A 19,110-nucleotide genomic window follows, 5' to 3' on the forward strand; every position below is an offset into this window, starting at 1 on the left:
TAAAAAGCGGATTATTGCATTTGAGATCGCGATCACTGATACATTCATCACTTAAATGTATCTTTCCGCCCGAAAATTATTACGGCGAAAAATTATATAAAAAGCGTCCCTAAGCAGATTTCATTTTACGATCAGGTCTTTTTTCATTGGATTAGACCAGCAACCTGATTTTTAGCATCCTCCAGGAGAAATAGATGGAAACCACTCAGACCAGCACTATTGCTTCGATTGACTCTCGAAGCGCATGGCGCAAAACAGATACCATGTGGATGCTGGGCCTTTACGGCACGGCTATCGGCGCGGGCGTTCTGTTCCTGCCAATCAACGCAGGCGTCGGCGGCATGATTCCGCTCATCATCATGGCGATTCTCGCTTTCCCGATGACCTTTTTCGCACACCGTGGTTTAACCCGCTTCGTGCTGTCCGGTAAAAATCCGGGCGAAGACATCACTGAAGTCGTTGAGGAACACTTCGGTATCGGCGCAGGTAAACTGATTACCCTGCTCTACTTCTTCGCGATTTACCCTATCCTGCTGGTTTACAGCGTGGCTATTACTAATACCGTGGAAAGCTTCCTGACCCATCAGTTAGCGATTAATCCGCCGCCGCGTGCGATTCTTTCCCTGATCCTGATTGTCGGCATGATGACCATCGTGCGCTTCGGCGAGCAGATGATCGTTAAGGCGATGAGTATCCTGGTATTCCCGTTCGTTGCCGCGCTGATGCTGCTGGCCTTGTACCTGATCCCGCAGTGGAGCGGCGCGGCGCTTGAAACGCTGTCCTTTGATTCTGCCGCGTCTACCGGCAACGGTCTGTGGATGACGCTGTGGCTGGCGATTCCAGTGATGGTCTTCTCTTTCAACCACTCCCCGATCATCTCCTCCTTCGCGGTGGCGAAGCGTGAAGAGTACGGTGAAGGCGCTGAGAAGAAATGTTCTAAAATTCTGGCCTTCGCCCACATCATGATGGTGCTGACCGTGATGTTCTTCGTCTTCAGCTGCGTGCTGAGCCTGACGCCGGCAGATCTGGCGGCGGCAAAAGAGCAGAACATTTCTATTCTGTCTTACCTGGCGAACCACTTTAACGCACCGATCATCGCCTGGATGGCGCCGATCATTGCGATGATTGCTATCACCAAATCCTTCCTCGGCCACTACCTGGGCGCGCGTGAAGGCTTTAACGGGATGGTGATTAAATCGCTGCGTGGTAAAGGTAAATCCATCGAAATCAACAAACTGAACAAAATTACCGCACTGTTTATGCTGGTCACCACCTGGATTGTGGCTACGCTGAACCCCAGCATCCTGGGCATGATTGAAACCCTGGGCGGCCCGATCATCGCGATGATTCTGTTCCTGATGCCGATGTATGCCATCCAGAAAGTACCGGCAATGCGTAAGTACAGCGGTCATATCAGCAACGTATTCGTTGTGATTATGGGCCTGATTGCCATCTCCGCTATTTTCTACTCGCTGTTCAGCTAAGTCCTTTTGCGCCGCTTACCGCGGCGCTTCTCTATGATACAACCGCAATGGATGCCCTATGATTAGCGTATTCGATATTTTTAAAATCGGCATTGGCCCTTCCAGTTCTCACACCGTCGGACCAATGAAAGCTGGCAAGCAGTTCACGGACGATCTGATTGCCCGCCATATTCTTACGGATATCACCCGCGTAGTGGTGGATGTCTACGGCTCTCTGTCATTGACGGGTAAAGGCCACCACACCGATATCGCCATTATCATGGGCCTGGCGGGGAATCTGCCGGACACCGTCGATATCGACGCCATTCCGTCCTTTATCCAGGATGTGAACACCCACGGGCGTTTACTACTGGCCAATGGGCAGCATGAAGTCGAATTTCCGGTCGATAAATGCATGAATTTCCACGCCGACAACCTGTCTCTGCATGAGAACGGGATGCGTATTACCGCGCTGGCGGGCGATAAGGTTCTCTACAGCCAAACCTACTACTCCATTGGCGGGGGCTTTATCGTCGATGAAGAACACTTTGGTTTGTCGAATAGCGAACCCGTCAACGTACCGTACCCTTACAAAACCGCCGCAGATTTACAGCGTCACTGTCAGGAGACGGGCCTGTCGCTCTCTGGTCTGATGATGCAAAACGAACTGGCCCTGCACAGTAAAGAAGCGCTGGAGCAGCACTTCGCCAGGGTCTGGGAGGTAATGCGCAGCGGTATTGAGCGCGGTATCACCACCGAGGGCGTATTGCCGGGTAAACTGCGCGTTCCGCGTCGCGCGGCGGCGCTGCGTCGGATGCTGGTCAGTCAGGATAAGACCACCACCGATCCGATGGCGGTCGTTGACTGGATCAATATGTTCGCGCTGGCGGTGAACGAAGAGAATGCCGCAGGCGGACGAGTGGTCACCGCGCCGACTAACGGCGCATGTGGTATTGTTCCGGCGGTGCTGGCGTACTATGACAAGTTTATCCGCGAAGTAAATGCTAACTCGCTTGCTCGCTATATGCTGGTCGCCAGCGCGATTGGCTCGCTGTATAAGATGAACGCCTCTATTTCCGGCGCCGAAGTGGGTTGTCAGGGAGAGGTCGGCGTAGCCTGTTCCATGGCGGCAGCGGGTCTGGCCGAGCTACTGGGCGGTAGTCCGGCCCAGGTGTGTATCGCCGCAGAAATCGCTATGGAGCATAATCTGGGGTTAACTTGCGATCCGGTTGCCGGTCAGGTACAGGTTCCCTGCATTGAGCGTAACGCGATTGCCTCAGTCAAAGCGGTCAACGCCGCGCGTATGGCGCTGCGCCGTACCAGCGAACCGCGCGTATGCCTCGATAAAGTGATTGAGACCATGTACGAAACCGGTAAAGACATGAACGCTAAGTACCGCGAAACTTCGCGCGGCGGCCTGGCGATGAAGATCGTTACCTGCGATTAGTCGTTTCTCATTGCCCGGTGGCGCTGACGCTTACCGGGCCTACACTACAGTCGCCATCTGGCAAAATGTTGATGCCTGACATTAGCCTCGCCTCTCCGCCAGTGTTACCCTACGCGCAGGTTTGTAAGGGAGAACTCCGTGGCTGCTCATCTGCTTATCGTCGACGCGCTCAATTTGATTCGCCGTATTCACGCCGTTCAGGGATCGCCCTGTGTGGAAACCTGCCAACACGCGCTCGATCAATTGATTATCCACAGCCAGCCAACCCATGCCGTAGCGGTCTTTGATGACGACGCGCGCAGCAGCGGCTGGCGTCATAAGCGTTTGCCGGACTACAAAGCAGGACGTCCGCCGATGCCTGACGATTTACATAATGAAATGCCCGCCCTACGCGCCGCGTTTGAACAGCGCGGCGTGCGCTGTTGGGCATCAGACGGTAACGAAGCGGACGATCTGGCGGCGACGCTGGCGCTAAAAGTTACCGAAGCCGGACACCAGGCAACCATTGTGTCAACCGATAAAGGCTATTGCCAGTTACTCTCTCCGGGATTGCGCATTCGCGACTACTTCCAGAAACGCTGGCTGGACGCGCCGTTTATTGAAAAAGAGTTTGGCGTACTTCCCCGGCAGTTGCCGGATTACTGGGGTCTGGCAGGAATCAGCAGTTCGAAAGTCCCCGGCGTTGCCGGTATCGGCCCCAAAAGCGCGACCCAGTTGTTGATTCAGTTTCAAAATCTGGAGGGAATTTACGCCCACCTGGATGAGATGCCGGAAAAGTGGCGCAAAAAGCTTGAGACGCATAAAGAAATGGCATTTCTCTGCCGCGATATTGCACGTCTGCAAACCGATTTACATATTGACGGAAACTTACAGCAGCTACGGCTGGTGCGGTAACAATGTTGCCGGATGGCGCTGTGCTTATCCGGCTTACATTTCGTGCCATTCTGTAGGCTGGATAAGGCGTCACGCCACCATCCGGCAAAATTACCAGGCGATATGGTACAGTTCGACAATGTCCGCCAGACTCGCTTCACGCGGATTGCCGCCAGTACAGACATCATCGAACGCCGCCTGCGCCAGCGCCGGGATATCCTCTTTTCGAACGCCGACATCACGCAAATGCAGCGGAATTCCCACATCGCGATTTAGCGTAAATACGGCTTCCACAGCGGCATTACGCGCCTCTTCAAGGCTCAATCCTTCTACCTTCACCCCCATCGCCCGGGCAATATCACGGAATTTCTCGTTGGTATAGCCGGCATTGAAACGCATCACATGCGGAAGCAAAATAGCATTCGCGACGCCGTGCGGCGTGTTGTAAAACGCGCCCAGCGGATGCGCCATCCCATGCACCAGCCCCAGCCCCACATTGGAAAACCCCATCCCGGCAACGTATTGCCCCAGCGCCATCGCCTCACCGGCCTCTTTTTCTCCGGCAACAGCGCCGCGCAGCGCGCCAGCAATCATTTCAATAGCTTTGATATGCAATGCATCCGTCAGCGCCCATGCGGCCCGGGTAATATAGCCTTCAATAGCATGGGTCAGGGCATCCACGCCCGTTGCCGCTTTCAGCGCGGGCGGCATACCGTCCATCATATCAGCATCGATAAATGCCGCCTGCGGAATATCATGCGGATCGACACAAACGAATTTGCGCCGTTTCTCTTCATCGGTAATCACATAATTGATAGTGACTTCCGCCGCGGTTCCCGCCGTTGTCGGAATCGCCATAATCGGCACGCTGGGTTTACGGGTCGGTGATAGCCCTTCCAGACTGCGCACATCGGCAAATTCTGGATTGTTACTGATAATACCGATCGCTTTGCAGGTATCCTGCGGAGAACCGCCGCCAATGGCGATGAGATAGTCCGCGCCGCTTTGGGTAAAGAACTTAAGCCCTTCCTGGACAACAGAAATCGTAGGATTAGGGATCACGCCTGCATAGATCTCCCACGCCAGCCCTGCGGCATCCATTCTGCTTGTCACCTTATCGACCACACCGCATTTTACCAGCGTTTTATCCGTAACAATCAGTGCCTTATGATAACCGCGACGCGTCACCTCATCGGTTAATGCGTCCACCGCTCCCCGGCCAAACCATGCCGTTTCATTCAGAATCATTCTATTCGCCATAGCCTGTCTCCTGACATCACTCTTCAATACGTAACCCGTAAGTTTTAAATTTCTCCAGCACGATAGCGATCGCCTCGTCATCCAGTACCGGTACCGGATCGACAATTGCCAGCGTACTTAAATAGAGCTGCGCCAGCACTTCCACTTCATGCGCCAGCCACAACGCTTTGTCTAAATTTTCTTCACAAGCGATAAGCCCGTGATGCTGTAGCAGCGTCGCTTTACGATTTTTAAGCGCCACGGCAACATGGTCAGAAAGTTCGCGGGTGCCAAAGGTGGCGTAGGGCGCGCAGGGAATAGAGTTCCCACCCGCGGCGGCAATCATGTAGTGAATCGCCGGAATCGGGCGATTCAGGATCGAGACTGCCGTACAATGAACAGCGTGGTTATGTACCACAGCATTGGCGTCAGGGCGAGTCTGGTATGCCGCCATATGAAAACGCCACTCGCTGGAAGGCAGTTTGCCCTGCTCATGCTGACCGTCAGCATCAATAAAGACAATGTGCGACTCTGTCAGCTTCTCGTAGGGGAGCCCCGTCGGCGTAATCAGCACTCCGCCCTGATAACGTACGCTCACGTTACCCGCCGTCCCCTGGTTTAACCCTAACCGCGTCATTTCCAGACAGGTATCAATAATCTGCCGCGCCAGTCTATTTCGTTCCATTATTTACCTCTCTCTGTGATTCAAAATGAGACAACAAAACCGCCTTCTGCATCACGCTGCTGTCCAGTTGAAATAATCGAATAGTTAGCAACTATCATCATACTGAATAAAGAGAAGGGAATTTAAATGACGATATTTTGTGATACACATCAATTAATCCGCCACGATAAACCAGACGACTACCGTTTCAATCGTCAATAAATGCCCGCTATTAATAATATTTTTTAAAACGGGCAAATATGAAGAGTAATTTACACCTGCCCGTTTTCGTAGCAATAATTTAATTCGGGCATTCAGCCTGTGGTTTTTTAAATTAAACATCTCAAACGGTCATTTTTTTATGGAAATTAAAGTGATGATAATCACAGAACGCTATGCTCTCAGGTATAAATGTGACCACCATCATATTAAAAGGCCTTTTTTATTTGAAAATGAATCCATGAGTTCATTCCGGACGCCAATTTATTACCGGTAAGAAAAGCGAACTCACCTAATTTTACGGTCTGGTGAGTAGAGCCGACCGCACGCAAAAGCTTCTGAACCAATGAGGATGCTATGGGAAACACAACAATACAAACGCAGAGTTTTCGTGCTGTGGATGCAGAGCAAAGCAAGAGCAAGCGCTACATTATTCCATTCGCCTTACTTTGCTCGCTATTTTTTCTATGGGCTGTCGCCAATAATCTGAATGACATTTTACTACCGCAATTTCAACAGGCTTTTACGCTAACCAACTTTCAGGCCGGACTGATTCAATCAGCCTTTTATTTCGGTTATTTCGTCATTCCAATTCCCGCCGGGATTTTGATGAAAAAACTCAGTTATAAAGCTGGGATTATCACCGGGCTTTTTTTGTATGCTTTTGGCGCCGCATTATTCTGGCCTGCCGCCGAAATAATGAATTATACATTATTTTTAATTGGCCTGTTTATCATCGCTGCCGGTTTAGGCTGTCTTGAAACTGCGGCCAACCCTTTTGTTACAGTATTGGGTCCAGAAAGCGGTGGCCATTTTCGGCTTAATCTGGCGCAAACTTTTAACTCCTTTGGCGCTATTATCGCCGTTGTGTTTGGGCAAAGTCTTATTTTGTCTAACGTGCCGCATCAATCACAGGAAGCGCTTGATAAAATGACGCCGGATCAGCTTAGCGCCTATAAACACAGTCTGGTGTTATCGGTACAAGCGCCATACATGATTATCGTCGCCATCGTATTAGTAGTTGCGCTGCTGATTATGCTGACCAAATTTCCGGCCCTGCAAAGTGACGATCACAGCGATGCTAAACAAAGCTCTTTCTTATCTTCTCTCTCCCGACTCATCCGTATCCGCCACTGGCGCTGGGCGGTGCTGGCGCAGTTCTGCTACGTGGGGGCGCAAACCGCCTGCTGGAGCTATCTGATCCGCTACGCCATTGAGGAGATCCCAGGAATGACGCCCGGCTTCGCCGCCAATTACCTGACCGGCACGATGGTGTGCTTCTTTATCGGCCGTTTCACCGGTACCTGGCTTATCAGCCGCTTCGCGCCGCATAAAGTGCTGGCCGCCTACGCCCTGTTTGCCATGCTCCTGTGTCTGATTTCCGCCTTTAGCGGCGGACATATCGGCCTGCTGGCGCTGACGTTGTGTAGCGCATTTATGTCAATCCAGTACCCGACCATCTTCTCGCTGGGTATCAAAAATCTGGGACAGGACACTAAGTACGGCTCGTCTTTTATCGTCATGACCATCATTGGCGGCGGTATTGTCACGCCAGTAATGGGCTTCGTTAGCGACGCCGCAGGCAAAATCCCGACCGCTGAACTGGTTCCGGCATTGTGCTTTGCCATCATCTTCATCTTTGCCCGTTTCCGTTCACAAGCGGCGACAAACTGAACATTTATCCGAATAACGTGAGGAATCTGTCATGAAAAAAATCAGCTTACCGAAAATCGGTATCCGCCCGGTGATTGATGGACGTCGTATGGGCGTACGCGAGTCGCTCGAAGAGCAGACCATGAATATGGCGAAAGCGACGGCGGCACTCATCACCGAGAAAATCCGCCACGCCTGCGGGGCACAGGTGGAGTGCGTCATTGCAGATACCTGTATTGCCGGTATGGCGGAATCCGCCGCCTGTGAAGAAAAATTCAGCAGCCAGAACGTGGGCGTGACCATTACCGTTACGCCGTGCTGGTGCTATGGCAGCGAAACTATTGATATGGACCCGATGCGTCCGAAAGCCATCTGGGGCTTTAACGGCACAGAGCGTCCCGGGGCGGTTTACCTTGCCGCGGCGCTGGCGGCGCACAGCCAGAAAGGCATTCCGGCGTTCTCCATTTATGGCCATGACGTGCAGGATGCCGACGATACCTCCATTCCCGCCGACGTCGAAGAAAAACTGCTGCGTTTTGCGCGGGCAGGGTTAGCGGTAGCCAGTATGAAAGGCAAAAGCTACCTCTCCGTCGGCGGCGTGTCGATGGGGATCGCTGGTTCCATTGTCGATCATAACTTCTTTGAATCCTGGCTGGGCATGAAGGTGCAAGCGGTAGATATGACCGAACTGCGCCGCCGTATCGATCAGAAAATTTATGATGAGGCCGAACTGGAGATGGCGCTGGCGTGGGCGGATAAAAACTTCCGCTACGGCGAAGATCAGAACGCCCCGCAGTATAAGCGCAATGAAGCCCAGAACCGCGCGGTGCTAAAAGAAAGCCTGCTGATGGCGCTGTGTATTCGCGACATGATGCAGGGCAACAAGACGCTGGCGGACAAAGGGTTAGTTGAAGAATCGCTGGGCTACAACGCCATTGCCGCCGGCTTCCAGGGCCAGCGCCACTGGACCGATCAATACCCGAACGGCGATACCGCCGAAGCGCTGCTCAACAGCTCTTTTGACTGGAACGGCGTACGCGAACCGTTTGTCGTCGCCACCGAAAATGACAGTCTGAACGGCGTAGCGATGCTATTTGGCCATCAACTCACCGGTACCGCGCAGATTTTCGCCGACGTACGAACCTACTGGTCGCCGGAAGCTGTAGAACGCGTCACCGGCCAGGCGCTCAGCGGACTGGCGGAGCACGGCATTATTCACCTGATTAACTCCGGTTCTGCAGCTCTGGACGGTGCCTGTAAACAGCGCGATAGCGAAGGCAAGCCGACCATGAAGCCACACTGGGAAATCAGCCAACAAGAGGCGGATGCATGTCTGGCGGCCACCGAATGGTGCCCGGCGATTCACGAATACTTCCGCGGCGGCGGCTACTCATCCCGTTTCCTGACCGAAGGTGGCGTGCCGTTCACTATGACCCGCGTGAATATCATCAAAGGCCTGGGGCCAGTACTGCAAATCGCCGAGGGCTGGAGCGTCGAACTGCCGAAAGCGATGCACGATCAGCTTGATGCCCGCACCAACTCTACCTGGCCTACCACCTGGTTTGCGCCGCGTCTTACCGGCAAAGGCCCGTTTACCGATGTCTATTCGGTGATGGCGAACTGGGGCGCTAACCACGGCGTACTCACCATCGGCCATGTAGGGGCGGACTTTATTACTCTCGCCGCGATGCTGCGTATCCCGGTATGTATGCACAACGTAGAGGAGGCGAAGATCTACCGTCCTTCCGCCTGGGCGGCTCACGGTATGGATATTGAAGGCCAGGATTATCGCGCCTGCCAGAATTATGGCCCGCTGTATAAGCGTTAAGACACCGGATGCCGGATGGCGTTGCGCTTATCCGGCCTACAGCACCACGTAGGCCCGACAAGCGTAGCGCCATCGGGCGGCGTTTATGGAGTTATCTATGAAACAAGACGTCATCCTGGTTCTCGACTGCGGCGCGACTAACGTTCGGGCGATCGCCGTTGATCGCCAGGGAAAAATTGTCGCCCGCGCCTCAATCGCTAATGCCAGCGACATTACCGTAGAAAATAGCGCCTGGCATCAGTGGTCGCTGGACGCCATTCTACAACGTTTCGCCGACTGCTGCAGGTCACTCTCCGGCGCCCTGGCAGAGTGTGTTGTTCGCGGTATTACGGTGACTACTTTCGGCGTCGATGGCGCGCTGGTCGATGCACAGGGCAAGCTGCTCTATCCGGTCATTAGTTGGAAATGCCCGCGGACCGCCGCCGTGATGGAAACGATCGAGCGCTATATCTCACCCCGGCAATTGCAGACGCTCTCCGGCGTCGGCGCGTTCAGCTTCAACACGCTGTATAAGCTGGTCTGGCTTAAAGAAAATCATCCGCGCTTGCTGGAGCAAGCTCACTGCTGGCTGTTTATCTCGTCGCTGATTAACCACCGTCTGACCGGCGAGTTTACGACCGATATCACTATGGCTGGCACCAGTCAGCTACTGGATATCCATCAGCGCGACTTTAGTCCGGAAATCTTGCAGGCGACAGGCCTGGCGCGCCGCCTGTTCCCACGTATCGTGGAAGCGGGCGCACCGATAGGCACGCTACAGACAGACGCGGCCAGGCTACTTGGGCTACCAGCGGGTGTCCCGGTGATCTCTGCCGGACACGATACTCAGTTCGCGTTATTCGGCGCTGGCGCGCAGCAAGGTGAACCGGTACTCTCCTCCGGAACGTGGGAGATTCTGATGGTTCGCAGCGGTCAGGTGGATACCTCGCTGCTCAGCCAGTATCCGGGCTCAACCTGTGAACTGGACAGTCAGTCGGGGCTTTATAACCCCGGAATGCAGTGGCTGGCCTCCGGAGTACTCGAATGGGTACGAAAACTGCTGTGGACGCCGGAAACGCCATGGCAAACGCTGATCGACGAAGCGCGTGCTATTCCCGCTGGCACGGAAGGCGTGCGGATGCAGTGCGATCTGCTCGCCTGTCAAAATGCAGGCTGGCAGGGCGTGACGCTCAATACCACCCGCGGCCATTTCTATCGCGCCGCGCTGGAAGGCCTGACGGCGCAACTTCAGCGTAATCTGCGCACGCTGGAGAAAATCGGTCATTTTAACGCCACAGAACTGTTACTGGTTGGCGGCGGCAGTCGCAACACTTTGTGGAATCAAATGAAAGCTAATCATCTTGATATCCCTATCAAAGTGCTGGACGACGCAGAAACCACCGTTGCCGGCGCCGCCATGTTCGGCTGGTACGGCGTAGGCGAATTTAGTAGCCCGGAGCAGGCGCGCGCGCAGGTCAATTATCAGTATCGCTATTTCTGGCCGCAAACCGAACCCGAAATTATTGAGGAAGTATGAAATGTTAAAAATCATTTCACCATTAATTTCCCCGACACTGCTCAAAGTGCTGGCCGAGATGGGCCACGGGGATGAAATCATTTTTTCCGACGCTCACTTTCCCGCGCAGAGTCTGGGCCCACAGGTGATTCGTGCCGATGGTCTTAGCGTCAGCGATCTACTGCGGGCAATTATTCCGCTATTTGAACTGGATAGCTACGCTCCACCGCTGGTGATGATGGCTGCCGTGGAAGGCGACACGCTCGACCCCAGCGTTGAAGCGCGCTATCGGAACGCCTTGTCATTAGAAGCGCCGTGCCCGGATATTGTTCGTCTCAACCGCTATGCGTTTTATGAACGGGCGCAAAAAGCGTTTGCGATCGTTATCACAGGTGAGTGCGCGAAGTACGGAAATATTCTTTTAAAAAAAGGGGTAACGCCGTAATCTCTTGTCGGTGCGCCCGCATGGCGCGGGCGTTCATCGAATGATGGGGTGAGAAAAATGAAAGCGGCACGCCAACAAGCGATAGTCGATCTGCTGATCAATCATAAAAGTCTGACCACCGAAGCGCTGGCCACCCGGCTTAACGTCAGTAAAGAGACCATCCGCCGCGATCTCAGTGAACTACAGACACAGGGAAAAGTGCTGCGTAATCACGGACGAGCTAAATATATTCATCGTGAAAATCAGGACAGCGGCGATCCATTCCATATCCGTCTGAAAAGTCATTATGCGCATAAAGCCGATATTGCCCGTGAAGCGTTAGCGTGGATAGAAGAAGGAATGACGATTGCGCTGGATGCCAGTTCAACCTGCTGGTATCTGGCCCGCCAGTTGCCGGATATTCATGTTCAGGTTTTTACCAATAGCCATCCTATCTGTCAGGAACTGGGAAAACGCGAACACATTGCGCTGATAAGCTCCGGCGGTCAGCTTGAACGCAAATATGGCTGTTACGTTAATCCATCTCTTATCTCACAGTTAAAATCGCTTGATATCGATCTGTTCATCTTTTCCTGTGAGGGGATCGACGGCGGCGGCGATCTGTGGGACTCCAATGCGATCAACGCCGATTTTAAATCTATCCTGCTCAGGCGCGCATCGCAGTCTTTATTATTGATTGATAAAAGTAAATTTAATCGTTCGGGAGAGGCGCGCATCGGGCATCTGGATAACGTGACGCATATTGTTTCAGATGCGCCGCAGTCGTAGGCCGGATAAGCGTGCGCCATCCGGTACTGATTACACGCTGGATGGCGACTGCGCGTTTTTATCGCTCGTCGCGACGCCCGCCGACGGCCGCCCACAAACGACGCACGTGCACCGTCACCTCTTCGCGATCGTGATAAAGCTGACGCGCCTGGATCTGCGCATTAACGCCATGCTCATCCAACTGCGCCTGAAGATACGCCAGGTTATGCGACACCTCTTCATAGCGTTTTTTCATCGGCAGTTTAAGATTAAAAATCGTCTCCCGACACCAGCCGTTCACCAGCCACTGCGCCATCAACGCGGTGACTTTGGCCGGCTTCTCCACCATATCGCAGACCATCCACGAAATATTATTCCGGTTCGGACGATACCTGAAGCCATCCTCGCGCAGCCAGGTCACCTGTCCGGTATCCATCAGGCTTTGCGCCATTGGGCCGTTATCTACGGAGTAGACCCACATGTTGCGCTTCACTAACTGGTAAGTCCATCCGCCTGGACAGGCGCCCAAATCCACCGCATACATGCCGTTCGCCAGACGTTCATCCCACTCATCTTCCGGGATGAAAACGTGGAGCGCCTCTTCCAGTTTCAGCGTTGAGCGGCTCGGCGCATCGGACGGAAACTTCAAACGCGGGATGCCCATATAAAACGGTGAATTGTTATGCGCGAACGAATAACCGGTATAACAGCATCCTGGCGCGATAAAAAAGACATGGACTACCGGACGCTTCGGCGTTTCATAATTCGTCAATACTCCCGTATCCCGCAAAGCCGCACGCAGCGGCACCGTAAATTTGCGGCAGAACTTCATCAGTTCTTTACTTTCATTCGTGTCGGCGACTTCAACCCGTAGCTCGCCGCCCTTTTCCACTACGCCCTGCAACATTCCGACAATCGGCGTAATTCTGTCTTCCGGTGGTAAATGTTGCAGCAGTTCGCCCACCACAAACCACTGGCGGGCGAAAATCAGCGAACTGAACGGCAGTTCGGAAATCAGCTTTTCGCCATCTTCCGGCTGGTAGCATTCATAAATGACATAGCCTGCGTTCTCTTTTACGCGCGCAAAACCAAATATTTCCCGTTTTCCTGCTTTATCGGTAATTTCTGCGGCGCACTCTTTTTCAAACCCCGGACGGCAGAGCAATACAACTTTATTCATGGCTCGCGCCCTTACGTTTCATACGAATAGCGCCAATCAGCAATAGCGCCCAGCCTACCAGGAAACTGACGCCGCCGACAGGCGTGATATACGCCCACAGGCGCAAATGCGAAAGCGCAAGACAGTACAGGCTGCCGCTAAACAGCACCGTACCCAGCGCCAGAAAAACGCTGCTCCAGTAAAACCAGATGCTGATACGGCGCTGCATCGCCACCGCTAGACCAAAGATCGCCAGCGTATGGAACGCCTGATATTGCAGGCCGGTCTGAATCCAGCCCATTTCAACCACGCCCAGGGTTTTACTCAAAACATGCGCCCCAAACGCGCCCAGAGCAACGTAAATAAAACCGCTGATAGCGGCGACAATCAGCATAAAACGGCTGGTCATGGTCATACCCTAAGTTAATTATTGTTCGTAACGAAAACGGAATTTTTCTTGTTCCGTCGCCGCCTTCGCCAAAATCCACTGACGGAAAGCGGCTATTTTACCCAGTTCTGCCTGGCTGTCATGACAAACCAGATAAAAAGCATTTTTACTCACCAGAACATCATTGAATGGGCACACCAGTCGCCCGGCTTCAATTTCAGACTGCGCCATGACATTATTCGCCAGCGCGATCCCCTGTCCGTGAATAGCGGCCTGTAGCACCATCGCGCTGTGGCTAAATATCGGCCCTTGCTGGACGTTAATATGGTTGAGCCCTAACTGACGAGTATAGGCCTGCCAGTCACGCCGGGAGGCATCGTGCAATAGCGTATGTTTCGCCAGATCTTCCGGCGTCTTTAATGGTTTTTCGCCTGTGAGTAATAAAGGGGAACAGACGGGCAGTAAATATTCTGCGTATAATTTTTCGACGCGCAAGCCCGGCCAGTTTCCGCGGCCATAAAAAATCGCGACATCGACATCGTCTGCCAGTTTATCCTCCTGACGGTCAACGGCTTGTATCCTGACGTCAATTCCCGGATAAGCTGAGTTAAAGCTAGAGAGTCTGGGCACCAGCCACTGGATGGCAAAACTGGGCGGTAAACTCACCGTCAGCGCCCCTTTGGCGCTACGCGCCTGGAGCTTACGCGTTGCTTCCGTTAGCTGGGAAAATATCTCTTTAATGTCGAGAAAATAGCTTTGGCCTTCTTCCGTCAGCAGCAGCGAACGATTGCGGCGGCGAAACAGTTTTAGCCCCAAAAAATCCTCAAGTGACTTGATTTGGTGGCTTACTGCGGCCTGCGTCACAAAAAGTTCTTCCGCTGCCCGCGTAAAACTTAAGTGGCGCGCGGCAGCATCAAAAACGCGTAAAGCATTTAAAGGAGGTAATCGTTTTGACATGGCCTCTGGACTTAATGTCGAATGAATTTAACAAATAGGTAACACTATGTAACCTATTAGTTTTTTTAATCTGAGACATTATAAATTGTCCGTTGAGGTTCTACCAGCAAATACCTATAGTGGCGGCACTTCCTGAGCCGGAACGAAAAGTTTTATCGGAATGCGTGTTCTGATGGGCTTTTGGCTTACGGTTGTGATGTTGTGTTGTTGTGTTTGCAATTGGTCTGCTATTCAGACCACGGTAGCAAAGCTACCCTTTTTCACTTCCTGTACATTTACCCTGTCTGTCCATAGTGATTAATGTAGCACCGCCATATTGCGGTGCTTTTTTTTGCATAACAAACGGTTAGTCTTCCAGAGCCACCATCTCTTTCACGTCAGTACGATTGATCTGCTGTTTGTTGCCATTAGCGTCTTTATACGAAATCATACCGGTATCGTTATCGGTCTGGGGTTTACCGTCGGTCACAATGCTACGTCCGTCATTGGTGTGCATAACGTAATTAGGACCGGAACAGGCGCTCAGGGCAAAAGTCAGCATACATGCAGAGATAATTGCGGCAGTCTTTTTCATCTTCTTCTCCTTAAAGCTGTTTGTGCTATTTAAAGCGGACTCCGTAACAGGCTTAAACATTCGCCTAACATTATTCAGCATAACCTCCTTTACATAATTCGCCAGGATATACAGACGATTCCGATGGTTAGGACAAACCTTGTATCAGCCGCACTTTTACGCCACGATCGGTAAACTGAACCGAGGAATATCATGAACGCTTTTAATCCCACGCAGTTTCGCGCGCAGTTTCCCGCGCTAACCGATGCGGGTGTTTATCTCGATAGCGCCGCCACGGCATTAAAGCCGCAGGCGGTGATTGACGCCACGCACCAGTTTTATCGTTTGAGCGCCGGTAACGTTCATCGTAGCCAGTTCGCACAGGCGCAGCGCCTGACGGCGCAATATGAAGCGGCCAGAGCAAAAGCAGCGCGGCTGTTAAACGCGCCCGATGAAAAAAGTATCGTCTGGACACGCGGTACCACCGAAGCGATCAACATGGTGGCGCAGTGTTACGCTCGTTCCCGTCTGCGCCCCGGCGATGAAATTATCGTTAGCGTCGCCGAGCATCACGCCAACCTTGTGCCCTGGCTGATGGTGGCGCAACAAACCGGCGCGCACGTCATAAAACTGCCGCTTAATGACCGACGTCTTCCTGATGTTGAGCGTCTGCCGGAGCTGATCACGTCGCGCAGCCGGATTCTGGCACTAGGGCAAATGTCGAACGTAACGGGCGGCTGCCCGGATCTCGCGCACGCTATCAGCGCCGCTCACGCGGTGGGAATGGTAGTGATGGTGGATGGCGCGCAAGGCGCGGTACACTTCCCGGCGGATGTCCAGCAGCTTGATATCGATTTTTATGCTTTTTCCGCTCACAAACTGTATGGTCCAACCGGTATCGGCGTGCTGTACGGTAAGCCGGATCTCCTTGAGGCGATGTCGCCCTGGCTTGGCGGCGGCAAGATGATCCGTGACGTTAGCTTTGAAGGTTTCACCACGCAAAGCGCTCCCTGGAAGCTGGAAGCGGGAACGCCTAACGTCGCCGGGGTCATTGGCCTGAGCGCTGCGCTGGAATGGCTGTCCGACGTCGATATTGAACAAGCCGAAAACTGGAGCCGGGGGCTGGCGACTCTGGCGGAAGACGCATTGGCGAAACGGCCGGGCTTTCGCTCGTTCCGCTGCCAGGACTCCAGTCTGTTGGCCTTTGATTTTGTCGGCGTACACCACGGCGATATGGTGACGCTGCTGGCGGAATACGGTATTGCGCTCCGGGCCGGGCAACATTGCGCCCAGCCATTGCTGGCGGAACTTGGCGTAACAGGGACTCTGCGCGCCTCTTTTGCCCCGTATAATACCCAACATGATGTGGATGCGTTGGTTAACGCCGTTGACCGCGCACTGGAACTGCTGGTGGATTAATGACAAACCCTCTTTATACCGGACACCCGTTCGGCACAACGATAACGGAAGAGACGTTACGCGCTATCTTTATCCCGCTGACCCAGTGGGAAGATAAATATCGTCAGCTAATTCTGTTAGGAAAACAGCTCCCCGCTCTGCCGGATGAATGCAAAGCGCAGGCGAAAGAGATAGCCGGTTGCGAGAACCGCGTCTGGCTGGGCTTTACCCGGTCAGATAACGGCACTATGCACTTTTTCGGCGACAGCGAGGGGCGGATTGTCCGCGGCCTGCTGGCGGTATTGCTCACCGCGGTGGAAGGAAAAAACGCCGCCGAACTGCAGGCTCGTTCCCCGCTGGCGCTGTTTGATGAGCTGGGCTTACGCACCCAGCTTAGCGCCTCACGTAGTCAGGGGCTGAACGCGCTGAGCGAAGCGATTGTTGCCACGACGCATGAGCATTGAAATAGCGTAAATATTCTGTTGCCTGACAGTACCGCCTGACGCTATCAGGCGGTACTGATAGAATAATCCAGTGACTTTATTATTTTCGGTATCAGATTTCCCTGATAAACATTCTTTTGATTTTTATCAGCTATCACAATGAAATGACAATGTTAGAATTCATGTTAAAACGGCGTGAAGATTTTATAGTAAATAAAACCACCCGATTTAGCGTAGCAGGAGAGCTGGAAAATTCATACGCATCGGGTGATGATATAACAGGATATGGATAAGTGGAAAAATATCTGCGTAACGGCCCCATGCTTGTGGTACTGGCATTTATATTATGGGGGTTAACACCTTTATACTATCAATATTTATCAGGGGGTAATCTCGCACAAATATTGATATACCGGGTTTTCTGGTCGATTCCATTATTACTGGCGGTAAGGTTGTTATTTCGGCAGCGAACGCGTTTTCATGATGCCTGGAAAGATAAAAAATCCTTTTTCTTCTGCATGATCGCCGGACTCTTGATGATCGTCTCATGGTCATCCTTTATTTATGCGCTAACTAATCATCTGGTACTTGATGCCAGCCTCGGCTATTTTATCAACCCGCTATTTGTTATTGCGCTGGGATGCATTTTTCTTAAAGAAAAACTTTCGTTGTTTCAGGCCATCGCGGTTTTCTCCGGCGTCTGTGGCCTGACGTTTCAAATTATCATGCTACGGCATTTTCCGGCACTGGCGCTAACAATGGGATTATCATTTGCGTTATATGGCCTGGCGCGAAAGTTTATACATTATGATGTGATGACCTCTATAACGATTGAAACATTATGGGCGTTGCCTGTCTCACTATTAATTTTTCTCTTTAGCGATGCCGGACCGATTATATCTGCTAATACTCCTTTCTTTTTATATGTCATGACGGCGCCAGTGACGATTATTCCGCTGGTATTATTTGCCATCGCGTTAAATCACACTTCACTGATTGTCACCGGTCTGGCGCAATATATAGAGCCATCTTTACAGTTCTTACTTGCCATTATGATATTTGGCGAGCACATTAATTATGCGGAACTGCTCTGCTTTTCTGCGGTATGGTTCGGGTTGTTTCTATGCATATCTGAAAATTTATATTCTCATTATCTTCGCTCCCGTCTGAAACCGATGTTTGGCAGGGTACATCGCTTCTTTCGCTAACAAAGGGGGCAGGGCCGGATAACACGCGTCTGCGTGACTCTCCGCCCCGTCCTTTTACCCCTGTCGCGCCGCTTTAGCCATGATCTTCTTCAGCGCATGGGAAACAGCGACAAAACCGAACGTTGCCGTCACCATCGTCGCCGCACCGAAGCCGGAGGCGCAATCCATCCGTTTTGGCCCTTCTGCGGTGGCTTTCATCGCGCATACAGAACCGTCCGACTGTGGGTAAACCAGCGCTTCGGTGGAAAAAACGCAGTCTACACCCAGCTTACCTTTGCTGTTCTTCACTACGCCAAAATCATGTTTCAATCGCTCGCGCAATTTTGCCGCCAGCGGGTCCTGGATGGTTTTCGCCAAATCAACGACCTGGATTTGCGTTGGATCGATCTGCCCGCCCGCGCCGCCAGTGGTCACTAAAGGAATCTTATATCGGCGACAGTACGCAATCAGCGCGGCTTTCGGGCGAACGCTGTCAATGGCGTCAATGACATAGGTAAAACCCGCGTTCATATAACCCGCCACATTATCCGGCGTGATAAAATCATCGATAACCGTTACCCGGCACTCCGGGTTAATTTGACGAATCCGTTCGGCCATCACTGCCGCTTTCGCCAACCCGACGTTATCGCGCAACGCATGGATCTGGCGGTTCGTATTGGTCACACAGACATCATCCATATCAATCAGCGTAATCGAGCCGATGCCAGTACGCGCCAGCGCCTCTGCCGCCCATGATCCCACCCCGCCGATTCCCACGACGCAGATATGCGCCTCAGCAAACCGCTGCAGCGCTTTTTCACCGTACAGACGCGCGGTGCCGCCAAATCGTTGACGCCAGGCATCACTTATCACCACAGACATATGACCTCAGAATAAAAAAAGGTGAGGTTATCCCTCACCCCTGCTCAATGTTTTCAGGTCCGATAACGCT

General features: G+C 52.7%; 18 protein-coding genes. 11 read left to right on the plus strand and 7 right to left on the minus strand.

Annotated elements, in window-relative coordinates:
* Nucleotides 1–194: 194 nt before the first annotated feature.
* From sdaC to xni, 3 genes are all read left to right on the plus strand, one after another.
* Nucleotides 195–1,484, plus strand: a complete 1,290-nt coding sequence (sdaC, locus tag F4V72_RS01650) for an HAAAP family serine/threonine permease SdaC (protein WP_023178908.1) — start codon at nucleotides 195–197, stop codon at nucleotides 1,482–1,484.
* A 58-nt stretch (nucleotides 1,485–1,542) separates the two neighbouring features.
* Complete coding sequence (gene sdaB / locus F4V72_RS01655; protein ID WP_023249270.1) at nucleotides 1,543–2,910, plus strand: L-serine ammonia-lyase II; 1,368 nt, start codon at nucleotides 1,543–1,545, stop codon at nucleotides 2,908–2,910.
* Between the two features lie 138 nt (nucleotides 2,911–3,048).
* The gene (gene xni, locus F4V72_RS01660; protein ID WP_170245735.1) at nucleotides 3,049–3,804 is read left to right on the plus strand and encodes a flap endonuclease Xni; all 756 of its coding nucleotides are present in this window, start codon (nucleotides 3,049–3,051) and stop codon (nucleotides 3,802–3,804) included.
* 90 nt (nucleotides 3,805–3,894) lie between these two features.
* Here the strand turns inward: xni and fucO are convergent, their stop codons facing one another.
* Together fucO and fucA are read right to left on the minus strand one after the other, a co-directional pair.
* On the minus strand, nucleotides 3,895–5,043 hold the full coding sequence (gene fucO, locus F4V72_RS01665; protein ID WP_136058033.1) for a lactaldehyde reductase: 1,149 nt from the start codon (nucleotides 5,041–5,043) through the stop codon (nucleotides 3,895–3,897).
* Nucleotides 5,044–5,059: 16 nt separating this feature from the next.
* Nucleotides 5,060–5,707 carry an L-fuculose-phosphate aldolase gene (gene fucA / locus F4V72_RS01670; protein ID WP_136058032.1) on the minus strand — a complete coding sequence of 216 codons (648 nt, stop codon included), beginning with the start codon at nucleotides 5,705–5,707 and terminating at the stop codon, nucleotides 5,060–5,062.
* A 555-nt stretch (nucleotides 5,708–6,262) separates the two neighbouring features.
* Between fucA and fucP the strand changes: the two genes are divergently transcribed.
* The 5 genes from fucP (at nucleotide 6,263) to fucR (ending at nucleotide 12,094) form a co-directional block, all read left to right on the plus strand.
* Nucleotides 6,263–7,579, plus strand: a complete 1,317-nt coding sequence (fucP, locus tag F4V72_RS01675; RefSeq protein WP_053509173.1) for an L-fucose:H+ symporter permease — start codon at nucleotides 6,263–6,265, stop codon at nucleotides 7,577–7,579.
* Nucleotides 7,580–7,610: 31 nt separating this feature from the next.
* A complete protein-coding gene (gene fucI, locus F4V72_RS01680) occupies nucleotides 7,611–9,386 on the plus strand; it encodes an L-fucose isomerase (protein WP_080070753.1) in 1,776 nt (591 codons plus the stop codon).
* Between the two features lie 97 nt (nucleotides 9,387–9,483).
* The gene (fucK, locus tag F4V72_RS01685; protein ID WP_136058031.1) at nucleotides 9,484–10,902 is read left to right on the plus strand and encodes an L-fuculokinase; all 1,419 of its coding nucleotides are present in this window, start codon (nucleotides 9,484–9,486) and stop codon (nucleotides 10,900–10,902) included.
* 1 nt (nucleotide 10,903) lies between these two features.
* The gene (fucU, locus tag F4V72_RS01690; protein ID WP_080070754.1) at nucleotides 10,904–11,326 is read left to right on the plus strand and encodes an L-fucose mutarotase; all 423 of its coding nucleotides are present in this window, start codon (nucleotides 10,904–10,906) and stop codon (nucleotides 11,324–11,326) included.
* A gap of 57 nt (nucleotides 11,327–11,383) precedes the next feature.
* The gene (fucR, locus tag F4V72_RS01695) at nucleotides 11,384–12,094 is read left to right on the plus strand and encodes an L-fucose operon activator (RefSeq protein WP_023249263.1); all 711 of its coding nucleotides are present in this window, start codon (nucleotides 11,384–11,386) and stop codon (nucleotides 12,092–12,094) included.
* A 58-nt stretch (nucleotides 12,095–12,152) separates the two neighbouring features.
* On the opposite strand, the gene rlmM is transcribed toward fucR, so the two are convergent.
* From rlmM to F4V72_RS01715, 4 genes are all read right to left on the minus strand, one after another.
* Nucleotides 12,153–13,253 (minus strand): 23S rRNA (cytidine(2498)-2'-O)-methyltransferase RlmM, encoded by a 1,101-nt coding sequence (rlmM, locus tag F4V72_RS01700; RefSeq protein ID WP_053529407.1) that lies wholly within the window; start codon nucleotides 13,251–13,253, stop codon nucleotides 12,153–12,155.
* On the minus strand, nucleotides 13,246–13,641 hold the full coding sequence (locus F4V72_RS01705) for a DUF423 domain-containing protein (RefSeq protein WP_000203913.1): 396 nt from the start codon (nucleotides 13,639–13,641) through the stop codon (nucleotides 13,246–13,248). Before F4V72_RS01705 ends, rlmM begins: the two co-directional genes overlap by 8 nt.
* 18 nt (nucleotides 13,642–13,659) lie before the next feature.
* Nucleotides 13,660–14,577 carry a glycine cleavage system transcriptional regulator GcvA gene (gene gcvA / locus F4V72_RS01710; RefSeq protein WP_000044409.1) on the minus strand — a complete coding sequence of 306 codons (918 nt, stop codon included), beginning with the start codon at nucleotides 14,575–14,577 and terminating at the stop codon, nucleotides 13,660–13,662.
* A gap of 346 nt (nucleotides 14,578–14,923) precedes the next feature.
* Nucleotides 14,924–15,151: a YgdI/YgdR family lipoprotein gene (locus F4V72_RS01715; protein ID WP_000750392.1), complete on the minus strand. Its 228-nt coding sequence runs from the start codon at nucleotides 15,149–15,151 to the stop codon at nucleotides 14,924–14,926.
* 192 nt (nucleotides 15,152–15,343) lie between these two features.
* Here F4V72_RS01715 and csdA point away from each other — a divergent pair, with 192 nt between their 5' ends.
* From csdA to rarD, 3 genes are all read left to right on the plus strand, one after another.
* The gene (csdA, locus tag F4V72_RS01720; RefSeq protein ID WP_053509179.1) at nucleotides 15,344–16,549 is read left to right on the plus strand and encodes a cysteine desulfurase CsdA; all 1,206 of its coding nucleotides are present in this window, start codon (nucleotides 15,344–15,346) and stop codon (nucleotides 16,547–16,549) included.
* Nucleotides 16,549–16,992 carry a cysteine desulfurase sulfur acceptor subunit CsdE gene (csdE, locus tag F4V72_RS01725; RefSeq protein WP_023249260.1) on the plus strand — a complete coding sequence of 148 codons (444 nt, stop codon included), beginning with the start codon at nucleotides 16,549–16,551 and terminating at the stop codon, nucleotides 16,990–16,992. Before csdA ends, csdE begins: the two co-directional genes overlap by 1 nt.
* A gap of 299 nt (nucleotides 16,993–17,291) precedes the next feature.
* Entirely contained in the window at nucleotides 17,292–18,179 is an 888-nt protein-coding gene (gene rarD / locus F4V72_RS01730) for an EamA family transporter RarD (RefSeq protein ID WP_079813680.1), read from the plus strand.
* Between the two features lie 54 nt (nucleotides 18,180–18,233).
* Here the strand turns inward: rarD and tcdA are convergent, their stop codons facing one another.
* Nucleotides 18,234–19,040, minus strand: a complete 807-nt coding sequence (gene tcdA / locus F4V72_RS01735; protein ID WP_136058030.1) for a tRNA cyclic N6-threonylcarbamoyladenosine(37) synthase TcdA — start codon at nucleotides 19,038–19,040, stop codon at nucleotides 18,234–18,236.
* Nucleotides 19,041–19,110 lie beyond the last annotated feature (70 nt).

It is taken from the genome of Salmonella enterica subsp. diarizonae (genome assembly GCF_008692785.1).
Classification (GTDB): domain Bacteria; phylum Pseudomonadota; class Gammaproteobacteria; order Enterobacterales; family Enterobacteriaceae; genus Salmonella; species Salmonella diarizonae.

Coding starts and splice junctions, on each gene's coding strand:
- fucI (WP_080070753.1), top strand. CDS start 7,611: ATGAAAAAAATCAGCTTACCGAAAATCGGTATCCGCCCGGTGATTGAT.
- fucA (WP_136058032.1), bottom strand. CDS start 5,707: ATGGAACGAAATAGACTGGCGCGGCAGATTATTGATACCTGTCTGGAA.
- tcdA (WP_136058030.1), bottom strand. CDS start 19,040: ATGTCTGTGGTGATAAGTGATGCCTGGCGTCAACGATTTGGCGGCACC.
- gcvA (WP_000044409.1), bottom strand. CDS start 14,577: ATGTCAAAACGATTACCTCCTTTAAATGCTTTACGCGTTTTTGATGCT.
- F4V72_RS01715 (WP_000750392.1), bottom strand. CDS start 15,151: ATGAAAAAGACTGCCGCAATTATCTCTGCATGTATGCTGACTTTTGCC.
- sdaB (WP_023249270.1), top strand. CDS start 1,543: ATGATTAGCGTATTCGATATTTTTAAAATCGGCATTGGCCCTTCCAGT.
- fucO (WP_136058033.1), bottom strand. CDS start 5,043: ATGGCGAATAGAATGATTCTGAATGAAACGGCATGGTTTGGCCGGGGA.
- fucK (WP_136058031.1), top strand. CDS start 9,484: ATGAAACAAGACGTCATCCTGGTTCTCGACTGCGGCGCGACTAACGTT.
- fucP (WP_053509173.1), top strand. CDS start 6,263: ATGGGAAACACAACAATACAAACGCAGAGTTTTCGTGCTGTGGATGCA.
- fucR (WP_023249263.1), top strand. CDS start 11,384: ATGAAAGCGGCACGCCAACAAGCGATAGTCGATCTGCTGATCAATCAT.
- csdE (WP_023249260.1), top strand. CDS start 16,549: ATGACAAACCCTCTTTATACCGGACACCCGTTCGGCACAACGATAACG.
- rarD (WP_079813680.1), top strand. CDS start 17,292: ATGCTTGTGGTACTGGCATTTATATTATGGGGGTTAACACCTTTATAC.
- sdaC (WP_023178908.1), top strand. CDS start 195: ATGGAAACCACTCAGACCAGCACTATTGCTTCGATTGACTCTCGAAGC.
- csdA (WP_053509179.1), top strand. CDS start 15,344: ATGAACGCTTTTAATCCCACGCAGTTTCGCGCGCAGTTTCCCGCGCTA.
- rlmM (WP_053529407.1), bottom strand. CDS start 13,253: ATGAATAAAGTTGTATTGCTCTGCCGTCCGGGGTTTGAAAAAGAGTGC.
- F4V72_RS01705 (WP_000203913.1), bottom strand. CDS start 13,641: ATGACCAGCCGTTTTATGCTGATTGTCGCCGCTATCAGCGGTTTTATT.
- fucU (WP_080070754.1), top strand. CDS start 10,904: ATGTTAAAAATCATTTCACCATTAATTTCCCCGACACTGCTCAAAGTG.